General features: G+C 64.3%; 13 protein-coding genes. 9 read left to right on the top strand and 4 right to left on the bottom strand.

What is annotated here, in order from left to right; genetic code table 11:
• Nucleotides 1-93 precede the first annotated feature (93 nt).
• The 5 genes from ACSQ3Z_RS02220 to ppa all read left to right on the top strand — a co-directional run bounded on the left by ACSQ3Z_RS02220 (nucleotide 94) and on the right by ppa (nucleotide 3,734).
• Nucleotides 94-933 carry a TPM domain-containing protein gene (locus tag ACSQ3Z_RS02220; protein WP_436171818.1) on the top strand — a complete coding sequence of 280 codons (840 nt, stop codon included), beginning with the start codon at nucleotides 94-96 and terminating at the stop codon, nucleotides 931-933.
• A 4-nt stretch (nucleotides 934-937) separates the two neighbouring features.
• Nucleotides 938-1,834: a TPM domain-containing protein gene (locus ACSQ3Z_RS02215; RefSeq protein ID WP_436169755.1), complete on the top strand. Its 897-nt coding sequence runs from the start codon at nucleotides 938-940 to the stop codon at nucleotides 1,832-1,834.
• A gap of 6 nt (nucleotides 1,835-1,840) precedes the next feature.
• Entirely contained in the window at nucleotides 1,841-2,479 is a 639-nt protein-coding gene (locus tag ACSQ3Z_RS02210) for a TPM domain-containing protein (RefSeq protein ID WP_436169754.1), read from the top strand.
• Nucleotides 2,480-2,594: 115 nt separating this feature from the next.
• Nucleotides 2,595-3,101, top strand: coding sequence for a GNAT family N-acetyltransferase (locus tag ACSQ3Z_RS02205; RefSeq protein ID WP_006201203.1), 507 nt, complete (start codon nucleotides 2,595-2,597; stop codon nucleotides 3,099-3,101).
• 99 nt (nucleotides 3,102-3,200) lie between these two features.
• Entirely contained in the window at nucleotides 3,201-3,734 is a 534-nt protein-coding gene (gene ppa, locus ACSQ3Z_RS02200; protein WP_192181930.1) for an inorganic diphosphatase, read from the top strand.
• Nucleotides 3,735-3,999: 265 nt separating this feature from the next.
• On the opposite strand, the gene ACSQ3Z_RS02195 is transcribed toward ppa, so the two are convergent.
• Both ACSQ3Z_RS02195 and ACSQ3Z_RS02190 read right to left on the bottom strand, forming a co-directional pair.
• Nucleotides 4,000-4,590 (bottom strand): hypothetical protein, encoded by a 591-nt coding sequence (locus ACSQ3Z_RS02195; RefSeq protein ID WP_436169753.1) that lies wholly within the window; start codon nucleotides 4,588-4,590, stop codon nucleotides 4,000-4,002.
• A gap of 43 nt (nucleotides 4,591-4,633) precedes the next feature.
• Nucleotides 4,634-5,251 carry a TetR/AcrR family transcriptional regulator gene (locus tag ACSQ3Z_RS02190; RefSeq protein ID WP_436169752.1) on the bottom strand — a complete coding sequence of 206 codons (618 nt, stop codon included), beginning with the start codon at nucleotides 5,249-5,251 and terminating at the stop codon, nucleotides 4,634-4,636.
• 78 nt (nucleotides 5,252-5,329) lie between these two features.
• Here ACSQ3Z_RS02190 and ACSQ3Z_RS02185 point away from each other — a divergent pair, with 78 nt between their 5' ends.
• Both ACSQ3Z_RS02185 and ACSQ3Z_RS02180 read left to right on the top strand, forming a co-directional pair.
• Nucleotides 5,330-6,613 carry an MFS transporter gene (locus tag ACSQ3Z_RS02185; protein ID WP_436169751.1) on the top strand — a complete coding sequence of 428 codons (1,284 nt, stop codon included), beginning with the start codon at nucleotides 5,330-5,332 and terminating at the stop codon, nucleotides 6,611-6,613.
• Between the two features lie 158 nt (nucleotides 6,614-6,771).
• Nucleotides 6,772-8,340 (top strand): alkaline phosphatase D family protein, encoded by a 1,569-nt coding sequence (locus ACSQ3Z_RS02180; RefSeq protein ID WP_436169750.1) that lies wholly within the window; start codon nucleotides 6,772-6,774, stop codon nucleotides 8,338-8,340.
• Nucleotides 8,341-8,409: 69 nt separating this feature from the next.
• Here the strand turns inward: ACSQ3Z_RS02180 and ACSQ3Z_RS02175 are convergent, their stop codons facing one another.
• Complete coding sequence (locus ACSQ3Z_RS02175; protein ID WP_436169749.1) at nucleotides 8,410-8,688, bottom strand: hypothetical protein; 279 nt, start codon at nucleotides 8,686-8,688, stop codon at nucleotides 8,410-8,412.
• Nucleotides 8,689-8,884: 196 nt separating this feature from the next.
• Between ACSQ3Z_RS02175 and typA the strand changes: the two genes are divergently transcribed.
• Nucleotides 8,885-10,714, top strand: coding sequence for a translational GTPase TypA (gene typA / locus ACSQ3Z_RS02170; RefSeq protein ID WP_436169748.1), 1,830 nt, complete (start codon nucleotides 8,885-8,887; stop codon nucleotides 10,712-10,714).
• A gap of 67 nt (nucleotides 10,715-10,781) precedes the next feature.
• Here the strand turns inward: typA and ACSQ3Z_RS02165 are convergent, their stop codons facing one another.
• Nucleotides 10,782-11,708 (bottom strand): SMP-30/gluconolactonase/LRE family protein, encoded by a 927-nt coding sequence (locus tag ACSQ3Z_RS02165; RefSeq protein ID WP_436169747.1) that lies wholly within the window; start codon nucleotides 11,706-11,708, stop codon nucleotides 10,782-10,784.
• 345 nt (nucleotides 11,709-12,053) lie between these two features.
• On the opposite strand from ACSQ3Z_RS02165, the gene ACSQ3Z_RS02160 reads away from it, so the two are divergent.
• Nucleotides 12,054-13,046 (top strand): LacI family DNA-binding transcriptional regulator, encoded by a 993-nt coding sequence (locus tag ACSQ3Z_RS02160; RefSeq protein ID WP_436171817.1) that lies wholly within the window; start codon nucleotides 12,054-12,056, stop codon nucleotides 13,044-13,046.
• Nucleotides 13,047-13,202: the final 156 nt, after the last annotated feature.

Here is a 13,202-nt window from a genome sequence, read left to right as displayed (position 1 = left end):
GCAAAGCTACTCTTGGCGACAAGACGGAACGCAGGCGTGTCAGCACCCCCCTCTGTCCTGCCGAACCCGGCCCTTCGCTGCCGCTCCTGGCCCTTGACGGGGAGAGGGCCGGCTGGCCAGAGGGGCGCGCGAAGGAACGCCAGCCTTGCCTTGCTGTTCGCTACTCTAAGCTTTCTTTTCCTCCCCCTCGCCGCTTTCGCCGCCGAACTCCCCGCCCTCACCGGCCGCGTCGTCGACAATGCCGGCATCATCGATGCCGCGACCAAGGCGGTGCTGACGCAAAAGCTCGCTGACTTCGAGAAAAAGGACTCCGACCAGATCGTCGTCGCCACGATCCCCAGCCTCGACGGCGAGGAGATCGAGCCGTACGCCAACCGCCTGTTCCGCTTCTGGAAGCTCGGCCAGGCGAAGGAAAACAACGGCGCCCTGCTTCTGGTGGCGCCGAACGACCGCAAGATGCGCATCGAAGTCGGCTATGGGCTGGAAGGTACGCTGACCGACCTGCACACCAAGCTGATCATCGAAAACGACATGGTGCCGGCCTTCCGTGCCGGCGATTTCTCCGGCGGCATTTCCAAAGCCGTCGACGACATGATCATGGTGCTGGAAGGCAATCCGGAGGAGCTGGAAGCCCGCGGTGAGCGCAACCAGCAGGCGCCGTTCAATTCCGACGACCTGTTCTTCACAATTTTCATGGCCATCTGGATCACCATCCTGGTCGGCAGCCTGGCTGCCTCGATCCTGCCGCCGATCTTCGGGCAGAAGATCGGACCCGGCCGCTATCGCTGGCTGGGCATGACCTTCGAGCCACACCGGCGCTCGTCCAGCGGCTCGGGCAGGTCCGGCGGCGGATGGTCGTCGGGGTCTAGCGGCGGCGGCTTTTCCGGTGGCGGTGGTTCGTCCGGCGGCGGCGGCTCCTCGGGAAGCTGGTGACGGCATGACGGAACGCGCCCTCGCAACATCCAGCCCAGTCGCCAAGCGGATCAATACGGTCCTGCTGGGCCTGGCGATGCTGCTGTTCCTCGGCTTTACGGCTCTCGCCGCCGCTGAGCTGCCGGCGCTGACCGGGCGGGTCGTCGACAATGCCGGCATCATCGATGCCGCGACCAAGGCAGCGCTGACCCAGAAGCTCGAGGATTTCGAGAAAAAGGGTTCGGACCAGATTGTCGTCGCGACGGTCCCCAGCCTCGACGGCGAGGAGATCGAGCCTTACGCCAACCGGCTGTTCCGCTTCTGGAAGCTCGGCCAGGGCGGCGAGAACAATGGCGTGCTGCTGCTGGTGGCCAAGAACGACCGCAAGATGCGTATCGAGGTCGGTTATGGTCTCGAAGGCACGCTGACCGACCTGCACACCAAGCTGATCATCGAAAACGACATGGTGCCGGCCTTCCGCGCCGGCAATTTCTCTGGCGGCATTTCCAAAGCCGTCGACGACATGATCATGGTGCTGGAGGGCAATCCGGAGGAGCTCGAGGCGCGCGGCAAGCGCAATCCGGCCGACGACAGCTCGCCCATCGACCCCATCGTCGCGCTGTTCCTCATCCTGTGGGCGACGATGTTCTTCGGCGGCCTGGCGATGGCCTTCCTGCCGCCGATCTTCGGCACGAAGCTGTCGCCGGGCGTGTATAAATGGCTCGGCATGACCTTCCGCTATGGCCGAGGGCCGGGCTCTTCGTCTTCCGGCGGTGGCTGGGTGACGGGATCCTCATCCGGCAGCGGTTGGTCGTCGGGCAGTTCCGGCGGCGGCTGGTCTTCCGGCTCGAGCAGCGGCGGTGGCGGATTTTCAGGTGGCGGCGGCTCGTCCGGCGGCGGCGGGTCTTCAGGGAGCTGGTGAGACGAGATGGCAACACGACCGATCAGCCCGCAGGACCATGAGCGCATCGCCGAGGCGATCCGCGCCGCCGAATCCAAGACCGATGGCGAGATCTATTGCGTGGTGGCGCAGGCCAGCGACGGCTATTTCTTTCCGGCCGCCTTCATGGCGACGCTGGCCATGCTGATCGTCAGCCTCGCCGTCGCTTACGGGCTGGAGGCATGGTGGCTGTCGATCCGCCTGCCGCATTTCGTCTTCGACCAGCTGCTGGCGCTGGCCTCGGTTCTTGTCCTGCTGTGGGCGCTGCCCGTCCTGCGCATCCGTCTCGTGCCGCGGCGGCTGCGCTACCAGGCGGCGCATGCCAATGCCATCAAGCAGTTCCTCGCCCGCAACGTGCACCGCACCACGGCGCGCACCGGCGTGCTTGTCTTCGTCTCGATCGCCGAGCGCTATGCCGAAGTGGTCGCCGACAGCGGCATCGATGCCAAGGTCGGCCAGCATGTCTGGGACGGCGTCGTGCGTGATCTTACGGCGCACGCCAGCGACGACCGGCTCGCCGACGGTTTCGTCAAGGCGATCGGATCAGTCGGCGCGGTGCTGGCCGAGCATTTTCCGGTCACGGCCGGCGACGCCAACGAGCTGGACGATCATCTGGTCGAAATCTAACTCTTCCAGACGGCTCGACCGCGGTTTTTCGCCCGCCGATCACCTGTGCGAAAGCGTTGCAGCCGGCGACCGGACTCTTTGCAATCGGCCGATGCGGGTTTATGGTTAAGCAATTATGAACACGCTGACCATCGACATCAGGAAAGCCGAGCCGCGCGACGCCGGCGCCATCGCCGACGTGCACCAGGAGGCCTGGCGCGGCGCTTATTCCGGCATCATCCCGCACCGCACGCTGACTTCGATGATCAACCGCCGCGGCGCCGACTGGTGGGCGAACGCAATCCGCCGCGCCGCCACGGTGCTGGTGGTCGAAATCGGCGGCAAGATCGCCGGCTACGCCACGATCGGCAAGAACCGCGCCCGCGAGCTCAGGCAGCAGGGCGAGATCTACGAGCTTTACCTGCGCCCGGAATATCAGGGCATCGGGCTCGGCAGCCGGCTGTTCAAGGCAGCACGGGCACGGCTCGCCGACCACGGCCTGAAGGGCATGGTGGTGTGGGCGCTGGAGGACAACCAGAACGCGCTCTCCTTCTATGCCGGCGCCGGCGGCCGCGATGTCGCCGAGGGCGTCGAGATCTTCGAACAGAAGGCGCTGAAGAAGGTCGCTTTCGTCTGGGAATGACGGCCTGAAAGCCTGCCGCCAGGTCCTGAGCACCATTCGCCGCATTGCACCCTGCCGCGTCGCCCGCTATCGATCTCGGAAATCGAGAGAGGGAAAACCATGCGTATCGAAGCGATAGCCACCGGAAAGAACCCGCCGGAAGATCTCAACGTCATCATCGAGGTGCCGATCGGCGGCGAGCCGATCAAGTACGAGATGGACAAGGAGGCCGGCACGCTGTTCGTCGATCGCTTCCTGCACACCTCGATGCGCTATCCCGGCAATTACGGCTTCGTGCCGCACACGCTGTCGGGCGACGGCGACCCGATCGACGTGCTGGTCTGCAACACGCGCGCGCTGGTGCCGGGCTGCGTCATCAATGTGCGGCCGATCGGCGTGCTGATCATGGAAGACAATGCCGGCCAGGACGAAAAGATCATCGCCGTGCCGTCGCCCAAGCTGACGCTGCGCTACGAGAACGTCACCGAGTACACGCAGTTGCCCGACATCACGCGCCAGCAGGTGCAGCACTTCTTCGAGCACTACAAGGATCTCGAACCCGGCAAGTGGGTCAAGATCGAAGGCTGGCACGATTCGAAATATGCCAAGAAGATGATCGTCGACGCGATCGAGCGGGCGAAGGCGAGCAAGTAGGCGACGACGCTAGGGGTGCGAGCAAGGGCTAAGCATGGCGCTGCCCCTCATCCGCCTGCCGGCACCTTCTCCCCGTATAGTGACGGGGAGAAGGGAGTAGCTCGGGCCCCGGCTTCTCATTCTGCAGCGTATGTGATTGGCGAAAGCTGCGATGATGGCTTCTTTCTCCCCGTCACTATACGGGGAGAAATGCCCGGCAGGGCAATGAGGGGCGGCGCGAACCGACGATCTTAGCCACCGCTTTGCACAAGGTCGTTTCAACGCCTCAGTTGTCAACCCGACCGAAATCGGGCGCGTCGCCGATCACCACGCGCTTGTCCTTGCCGCAGGCAAAGCTCTTCGCCTTGTCGTCGGCCAGCTTGCGCGCCTGGTCGTTGGCCTGCGGGTTGCCGGTGGCCAGCACCAGCCCGACGGTGCAGCCGTCATGGGCCTCCGGCTGCGCGACCTTGGCGACGACGAGCACCTCGGTCGGCTTGTTCTCGTCCTCGGGATTGCCGATCGAACGGCGGTGGATGACGGCGAAGGGGATGATGACGTCGCCCTTGGTCTCGATGCGCCATTCGACCTTGGGACCGGCCGAGTTGAAGCCGGAAAAGCTCTCCCAGACCGCAGTCATGTCGTCGGACGGGAAGCCGTAGTAAAGCGACTCGCGGGCGTCGTCATAGGCGACCAGCACCGGATAACCACGATAGCCCGAGCAGGCGAGATTGGCCCAGTCGCCTTCGCCTTCCTCGGCCTTCGCATAGGTGACGCAATCCTTCTTCCAGTCGAGGTCGGTGTAGGCGCTGGATATGCCGTCGGCGTGGGCCGCCTGGCAGAGACCGGCGAGGGCAAGCTGGATCAGAAGAGAGCGCATGCGGACAACTCCGTTTTGAGCCGCCGCAGCGTATCGTCAAACGCTATTTCTTCAAGCTGGCTTCGATCAGCAGGTCCGCGTTGCGGGCAACCGACGCCGCCGGCCCGCCTAACCCGAACAGCTGGCCGCTGATATAGGCGCCCTCGATCAGGAGCAGCAGTCCATCGCCCAGCGTGTCGGAATCGGCAGCGCCCATGGCGGTTGCCATGGCGCGCAGGCGGCGGCGCAGTTCCTGCTTGTTGGCCTCGCTCACCACGCGCGCCGGGTGGCCGTGCTCGGGATATTCGACCGCCGCGTTGGTCATGCCGCAGCCGCGGTAATCGGGTCTTTGCGTGCGCTTGCCGACGCGGGTCAGGAAAGCGTTGATCTGGGCGCGCGGATTGCCGGGATGGGCATCGACCGCTTCGTCGAAGCGCCCCCAGAACTCAAGGTCGTATTGCCGCAGGTAGGACGCGGCCAATTCATCCTTGGACGGAAAGCTGCGGTAGAGGCTGGGCTTGGTGACGCCGGCGCGCTTGACGATCTCGTCGACGCCGATCGCCCTGATGCCTTGCCGGTAGAAGAGGTCGCGGGCCACGTCGAGGATCTTCTCGCCGGCTCTCGGCAGGGCCGACGCGTGCGGGTCCTTGATGGACGGTTCAATTTTATTGTCCGATGGCATGCAAAAGACTCGCTTGACAATGTTACTGACCGGTACGTATGGATAGTGCCACCCAATTGCAACGTACCGGTCAGTAACATGATAGCTCAATCCCGTCCGTTTGGCCAGCGCTACGCTTTCGTCGTGGTCGGTGTCATCTTCCTCTGCCTGTTGATCGCGGCCGGGCTTCGCTCGGCACCCTCGGTCATGATGCTGCCGTTGGAGGAGAGTTTTGGCTGGCGGCGCGATGTCGTCTCGCTGGCCGCCGCCATCGGTATCTTCCTCTACGGCCTGACCGGGCCGTTTGCCGCGGCTTTGATGGAGCGCATCGGCCTGCGCCGCACGCTGCTGGCCTCGCTGCTGATCATGTCGGGTTCGACGGCGCTCAGCCTGCTGATGACCAAGCCATGGCATCTGCTGATCACCTGGGGCGTGTTTTCCGGCATCGGTTCGGGCGCGGTCGCCACCGTGCTCGGGGCCACCATCGTCAATCGCTGGTTCAAGACCAATCGCGGCCTGGTGATGGGGCTGATGTCGGCCTCCAGCGCCACCGGCCTGCTGGTGTTCCTGCCGCTGCTCGCCGCGCTGGCGCAGGCGGGCGGCTGGAAGCCGGTCGCCATCGCCATCGCGATCGCCACTGCCGCTCTGGTGCCTCTGGTCTGGCTGCTGGTGCCGGAGCGCCCGTCCTCGATCGGCATGGTGCGCTACGGTGCGGAGGCCGACGACGTGCCCCCGACATCGCCGGCATCGCAAGGCAATTTCCTGGCGCATACGCTGGGCACGCTGCGTCGTGCTGCCGGCACCCGCGTTTTCTGGTACCTGTTCGCCACCTTCTTTGTCTGCGGCTTCACCACCAACGGGCTGGTCGGCACCCATCTGATCGCCTTCTGCGGCGACATGGGCATCGGCGAGGTGCAGGCTGCCGGCCTGCTGTCGATGATGGGCATCTTCGACCTGATCGGCACGACGCTGTCGGGCTGGCTCACCGACCGCTTCGATCCGCGCAAGCTGCTCGGCGTCTACTATGCCATTCGCGGCCTGTCGCTGATCTACCTGCCCTATTCCGGTTTCTCGGCGACCAGCCTGATCATCTTCGCCGTGCTCTACGGGCTGGACTGGATCGCCACCGTGCCGCCGACGCTCAGGCTTGCCAACGAGGCGTTCGGCGACCGCAGCGGCCCGATCGTGTTCGGCTGGATCGTCGCTGGGCACCAGGTGGGGGCAGCGAGCGCCGCCTTCTTCGGCGGCACCATGCGCGAACTGCAAGGCAATTACGAACTGGCCTTCATGATCGCCGGCATGACGGCAATAGCCGCCGCCTGTATCTCGCTGCTGATCAACACCAGTAGGCCGGCGTTCGACCCGGAGCCGCAGGCGGCTTAAGGCGCGGCGGTCAAGCTGCCAATCTCCCCCCTCGTGGGGGAGATCAGCAGATCGCACCCGCCTGTTGGTTGTTACGAAACCTTCATGGTTTGGAGATGTGGCTGAAACATTGAGGCTTGACCTTGGGGGCACCGTTCGAAGCCATCCAGGAGACAGCCATGAACAGAATTTCCCGCCGCGCTTTCGTCACCTCCGCCAGCGCCCTCGGCCTGGTCGGCGCATCGGGTCTTGCGCTGCCCTATTATTCGCGCGCCAATCAGCGGCCGGACTTCACCAATGGCGTCCAGTCGGGCGATGTCGATGCCACCAGCGGCATGGTTTGGACGCGCACGGACCGTCCGTCGCACGTCATGTTCGAAGTCTCGACGACGGAGAGTTTCGCCAATGCAACGCGGCTTGCGCCGCTCGATACGTCGCCGGCCAGCGACTACACGGTGAAGCGGCTGCTCACCGAGCTTGCCTCCGACCAGGACATCTTCTACCGCATGACGGCGGCCGACCTCGCCGACATCAACGCCGTCTCCGAGCCGATCGTCGGGCGCTTCCGCACGGCGCCTGCCTCCAAGCGCGATATCAAGTTCGCCTGGTCGGGCGACACCGCCGGCCAGGGCTGGGGCATCGACGAGACCGGCATGAAGACCTACGCTACGATCGGCAAGCACACGCCCGACTTCTTCCTGCATTCCGGCGACACCATCTATGCCGACGGCGCGATGAAGGACGAGGTCGACCTGCCCGGCGGCGGCAAGTGGAAGAACGTCGTGCTCATCGACGGCAAGCGCAAGGTCGCCGAGACGCTGGACGAATACCGGGACCAGTGGAAATACAACATGATGGACAAACACGTGCTGGGCCTCAGCGCCATCTGCCCGACCTTCTACCAGTGGGACGACCACGAGGTGCTGAACAACTGGTCGGACTCGAAGAATTTGAGCGCCGACGACCGCTACACGGAAAAATCCATCCATGTGCTGGCGGCTCGCGCGGCGCGCGCTTTCCACGAAATGACGACGATCCGCTACGAGCCGTCCGAACCCGGCCGCGTCTACCGCAAGATCGCCTATGGGCCGCTGCTCGACGTGTTCTTCCTCGACATGCGCTCCTATCGCGGCCCCAACAGCCCGGACATGCAGGACACGATGACGCCGCAGTCGCGCATGCTTGGCGAACAGCAGACGAAATGGCTGAAGCGCGAGCTGGCCAACTCCAACGCGACCTGGAAGATCATCGCCGCCGACATGCCGCTCGGCCTCGTCGTCTGGGACGATGCCGCCAAGAAGGCCGGCGCCGAAGCGGTCAGCAATGGCGACAATGGTGCGCCAAAGGGTCGCGAACTCGAGATCGCCGATTTGCTGCGCTACATCAAGAACGCCGGCATCAGCAACACGGTGTGGCTCACCGCCGACGTGCACTACACGGCGGCGCATTACTACAACCCGGACAAGGCACAGTTCCAGGACTTCAACCCGTTCTGGGAATTCGTCGCCGGCCCGATCCACGCCGGCACGTTCGGCCCCAATGATTTCGACATGACCTTCGGGCCGGAGCTGAAATTCATCAAGGCGCCGACCGCCGAGCAGGGCCAGAACCTGCCGCCGTCGGCCGGGCTGCAGTTCTTCGGCCTCGTCGACATCAACGGCGCCAGCGAACAGATGACGGTGCGGCTGATGGATCGCGACGACAACGAGCTTTACAAGGTCACCCTCGATCCTGTGCGGTCGGCGTAAGGCTGCGGAGTGGCGGGATTCAAAGGTGCTGGAGCCTCCCATTCGCGTGCCCAGGGGGCGCGCGGCGCTCTAGTCAGGATAGCAGGCGACGGGAATCTTAGGCCATACCGCGCTGTCGCAGCCGGATGCCTTCTGCTGCTGCTTGAAGGCGGCGCTGACCGGGCCGGTCACGATCGGGTCGACGCCATCGGGGGCGTCGGCGTAGAGCTGCTCGGCCGTCTGCGTGTCGGATGGCAAGGCGGGATTTCCCTTGAGCGTCGCGGCGGACTGCGCACCACCTGCCGCAAGTACGACGGCGAGCGCCGCCCAAGCGAGAATCGGCCGGAATTTGCTGACGTGATCGGTCATGACGTTCGAACTGCCCGGGCCCTGAAAGGTTCCGCCTTGGTTAACAAAATCATTTCACACGCGGATGTTTAAGATTTGATGAGTATTTGGTGACGAGCCTCCTCTTTCGCAAATGCGAAAAACCCTGTATGAGCCGCGCAACCGAAAGAGGCTGCGCCTTTGGGCCTGCTGCCTGTAACGCTCCCGAGACCGTAAAATGAAAATTCGTAACATCGCGATCATCGCGCACGTCGACCATGGAAAAACCACCCTCGTCGACCAGCTGCTGAAGCAGTCCGGCTCCTTCCGCGACAACCAACGCGTCGCCGAACGCGCCATGGATTCCAACGATCTCGAAAAGGAACGCGGCATCACCATCCTGGCCAAGGCGACTTCGGTCGACTGGAAGGACACCCGCATCAACATCGTCGACACACCCGGCCACGCCGACTTCGGCGGCGAGGTCGAGCGCATCCTGTCGATGGTGGATTCGGCCATCGTGCTGGTCGACGCCGCCGAAGGGCCGATGCCGCAGACCAAGTTCGTCGTCGGCAAGGCGCTCAAGGTCGGGCTGAAGCCGATCGTCGTCATCAACAAGATCGATCGCCCGGACGCCCGCCATGTCGAGGTGGTCAACGAGGTGTTCGACCTGTTTGCCGCGCTCGACGCCACCGACGAGCAGCTCGACTTCCCGATCCTCTACGGTTCGGGCCGCGACGGCTGGGTCTCGGAAAATCCTGAAGGCCCGAAGGACCAGGGCCTGGCGCCGCTGTTCGATCTCGTCATCAAGCATGTGCCGGAGCCGACGGTTCATCCCGGACCGTTCCGCATGATCGGCACCATCCTTGAAGCCAACCCGTTCCTCGGCCGCATCATCACCGGCCGTATCGAGAGCGGCACGCTGAAGTCCAACCAGGCGGTCAAGGTGCTGCACCATGACGGTACCCAGATCGAAACCGGCCGCGTCTCGAAGATCCTCGCTTTCCGCGGCCTCGAGCGCCAGCCGATCGACGAGGCACAGGCGGGTGACATCGTCGCCATTGCCGGCCTGTCGAAGGGCACCGTCGCCGACACCTTCTGCGACCCGGCGGTGACCGAGCCGCTGCATGCGCAGCCAATCGATCCACCGACCGTGACCATGTCGTTCCTGGTCAACGACAGCCCGCTGGCCGGCACCGAAGGCGACAAGGTGACCAGCCGCGTCATCCGCGACCGCCTGCTGCGCGAAGCCGAAGGCAATGTCGCGCTGAAGATCGAGGAATCGCCGGACAAGGATTCGTTCTTCGTCTCCGGGCGCGGCGAATTGCAGCTGGCCGTGCTGATCGAGACGATGCGCCGCGAGGGCTTCGAGATCGCCGTGTCGCGGCCGCGCGTCGTCATGCAGAAGGGCGACAATGGCGAATTGCTGGAGCCGGTCGAGGAAGTCGTCATCGACGTCGATGAGGAGCACGCCGGCGTCGTCGTGCAGAAGATGTCGGAGCGCAAGGCCGAAATGGTCGAATTGCGCCCGTCCGGCGGCAACCGCCAGCGCATCGTCTTCCACGCGCCGACGCGCGGCCTGATCGGCTACCAGTCGGAACTGTTGACCGACACGCGTGGCACCGCCGTCATGAACCGGCTGTTCCATGCCTACGAGCCCTACAAGGGCGAATTGCCCGGCCGCACCAACGGCGTGCTGATCTCCAACGAACAGGGCGAATCGGTCGCCTATGCGATGTGGAACCTGGAAGACCGCGGCCCGATGGTCATCGAGCCGGGCGTCAAGGTCTATCAGGGCATGATCATCGGCATCCATAGCCGCGACAACGACCTCGAAGTGAACGTGCTGAAGGGCAAGAAGCTGACCAACATCCGCGCCGCCGGCAAGGATGAGGCGGTCAAGCTGACGCCGCCGATCCGCATGACGCTGGAGCGCGCGCTGGCCTGGATCCAGGACGACGAGCTGGTCGAGGTGACGCCGAAGACCATTCGGCTGCGCAAGCTCTATCTCGACCCGAACGAGCGCAAGCGTTTCGAGAAGTCGGCGAAAGTGGTCGGCGCGGCGTAAGTCTTTTCGTCGAGGCATTTTCAGGGAGGGAGCACGCGCGTGTTCCCTCCCTTTGTTTTGTCTGCCGTTACCCCAGCGTTGAACCGTTTGCGGTGACGTAAACCGCGTACAGCGATGTCGTCGCGGTGATGAAGAGCCGGTTCCGGCGGGCACCGCCGAAGGTCAAATTGGAGACGGCCTCGGGGATGCGGACCTTGCCGATCAGCGTGCCGTCCGGGTCGTAACAATGGACACCGTCGCCGGCGCTGCTCCAGAGGCGCCCCTTGATGTCGACGCGGAACCCATCGAACAACCCGTTCGTGCATTCGGCGAAAACCTCGCCGCCGCTCAGCCTGCCGTCATTGCCGACCTTGAAGCGGCGAATATGCCGCGGCCCATCCGGCAGATGCGAGGCGCCGGTGTCGGCGACATAGAGAAGCGTTTCGTCGGGTGAAAAAGCGAGGCCGTTCGGCTTGGCGAAATCATCCGCAACACGCGCCACTTCACCGCTCGCCGGGTCGGCCCGGTAGACGTGGCAGCCGCCGATCTCCTCGTCGCCATACTCGCCCTCATAGTCGTGCATGATGCCGTAGGACGGATCGGTGAACCAGATTGCGCCGTCGGAAGACACCACGACGTCGTTGGGCGAATTGAAACGCCTGCCTTCGAAGCGGTCGGCGACAATCGTCACCGACCCGTCGAACTCGGTGCGCGTCACCCGCCGCGTCAGGTGCTCGCAGGTGACGAGCCGCCCTTGCCGGTCGACCGTGTTGCCGTTCGAGTTGTTGGCGGGTTGGCGAAACACCGAGACGGCGCCGGAGGTTTCGTCCCAGCGCATCATGCGGTTGTTGGGAATGTCGGACCAGACCAGATAGCGGCCGGGCGCGAACCACGCCGGCCCTTCGTGCCAGCGTCCGCCCGTCCACAGCCGTTCGACCCGTGCATGGCCGACGAAGCAGCTGCCGAAACGCGGATCCAGCACCTCGAATCCCGTACCCTCGATTTCTCCGAACATTGCGATTGCCTCTCTGCCGCGTTTCACTTTCCCGTTGCCGCGCGCTTTGCTAATCCGGGATCGAACTTCGCGGCGTGGTTGTTGTCAGATCGATATGATATCGATAACATACCTAACCCAATCCGATTTCCAAGGGGGATGTATGAACGACGCCGGACGCCCGATGCTGCTGCCGTCCACTGGCGCGGCATCCGCGTGGCCCAATTCTTTGTTTTTGCGCAATTCCGGACGGAAAACCGCTACGCACTGTTCCTGGAATTGCTCGAGGCCGGCGCCGTCGGCGTGCGGGGAGGACTGATGGGCAGGGCAGCATCGCCGAGACCGGGGGAGAACCAGGCGCCGACGATGGCCGACGTGGCCGAGCGGGCCGGTGTTTCCGCGATGACGGTCTCGCGCGCGCTGAAGGAAGGCAGCCGTGTCTCCAAGGCGACACGCGAAAAGATCATGGCCGCCGTCAACGAGCTCGGTTACGTGCTCGACCAGTCGGCCGGCAGCCTGTCGTCGCGCAAGACCGGATTTGTCGCGGCAATCGTTCCCTCGATCAACAATTCGAACTTCGCCGACACGGCGCGCGGCATCACCGATGAGCTGGAAAGCACCGGGCTGCAGCTGCTGCTCGGTTACACCGACTATACGGTCGAGAAGGAAGAGAGGCTGATCGAAGCCATGCTGCGGCGGCGGCCGGAAGGCATCATCCTGACCGGCGGCGCCCATACCGACCGCGCCCGGCGGCTGCTGGAGAGCGCCGGCATCCCGGTGGTCGAAACCTGGGAACTGCCGGCCAAGCCCATCGATCAGGTGGTCGGGTTCTCCAACGAGGAAGCGATGGGGCTACTGGTCAAGACGCTGGCCAGGAAGGGCTACCGCAAGTTCGGCTATATCGGCGGCACGACGTCGCGCGATACGCGCGGCAGCCAGCGGCGCGAGGGTTTTGTAAGGGCCATCGAGGAACTCGGCCTGCCGCCGGGCCGGCTGGTTTCCTTCGGCGTGCCGCCCATCTCCATCGAGCAGGGCGGCCAGGCCGTCGTCTCCATGCTCGAGCGCTGGCCCGACACCGAGGCTGTGCTCTGCGTCTCCGATCTTTCGGCTTTCGGCGCGCTGATGGAATGCAAGCGCCGGGGCATGCGGGTGCCGCAGGACATCGCCATTGCCGGCTTCGGCGACTACGAGGTTGCCGCCTTCTGCCATCCCGGCATCACCACCGTGAACGTCGATTGCTATGGAATCGGCCGCGAGGCGGCGCGCCGGCTCATCAAGGTCATCCGTGGCGGCGAGAAGCAGCGCGGACAGGAAATCGTCCTGACCAGCTACCGCATCGTCGAGCGTGAGAGCACTTGAGTACCCATAAATCTGTCGCGTGAACGGCTCGTCAGAGTCCGCTATGCCCCGATAGCGACCAAATTTCGCCGCGCAGCGAAATGACGCGATGGGCCGTGGGCGAAGGTCGCTGCGTTTATGCTCGGACTTCTCGCCGTCGGGCCGACATCTGCCGAC

It is taken from the genome of Mesorhizobium sp. LjNodule214 (assembly GCF_964252735.1).
In the GTDB taxonomy this organism is placed as follows: Bacteria; Pseudomonadota; Alphaproteobacteria; order Rhizobiales; family Rhizobiaceae; genus Mesorhizobium.
Note: the sequence above shows the minus strand (reverse complement) of the source record. Positions and strands in the feature narration are given on the sequence as shown.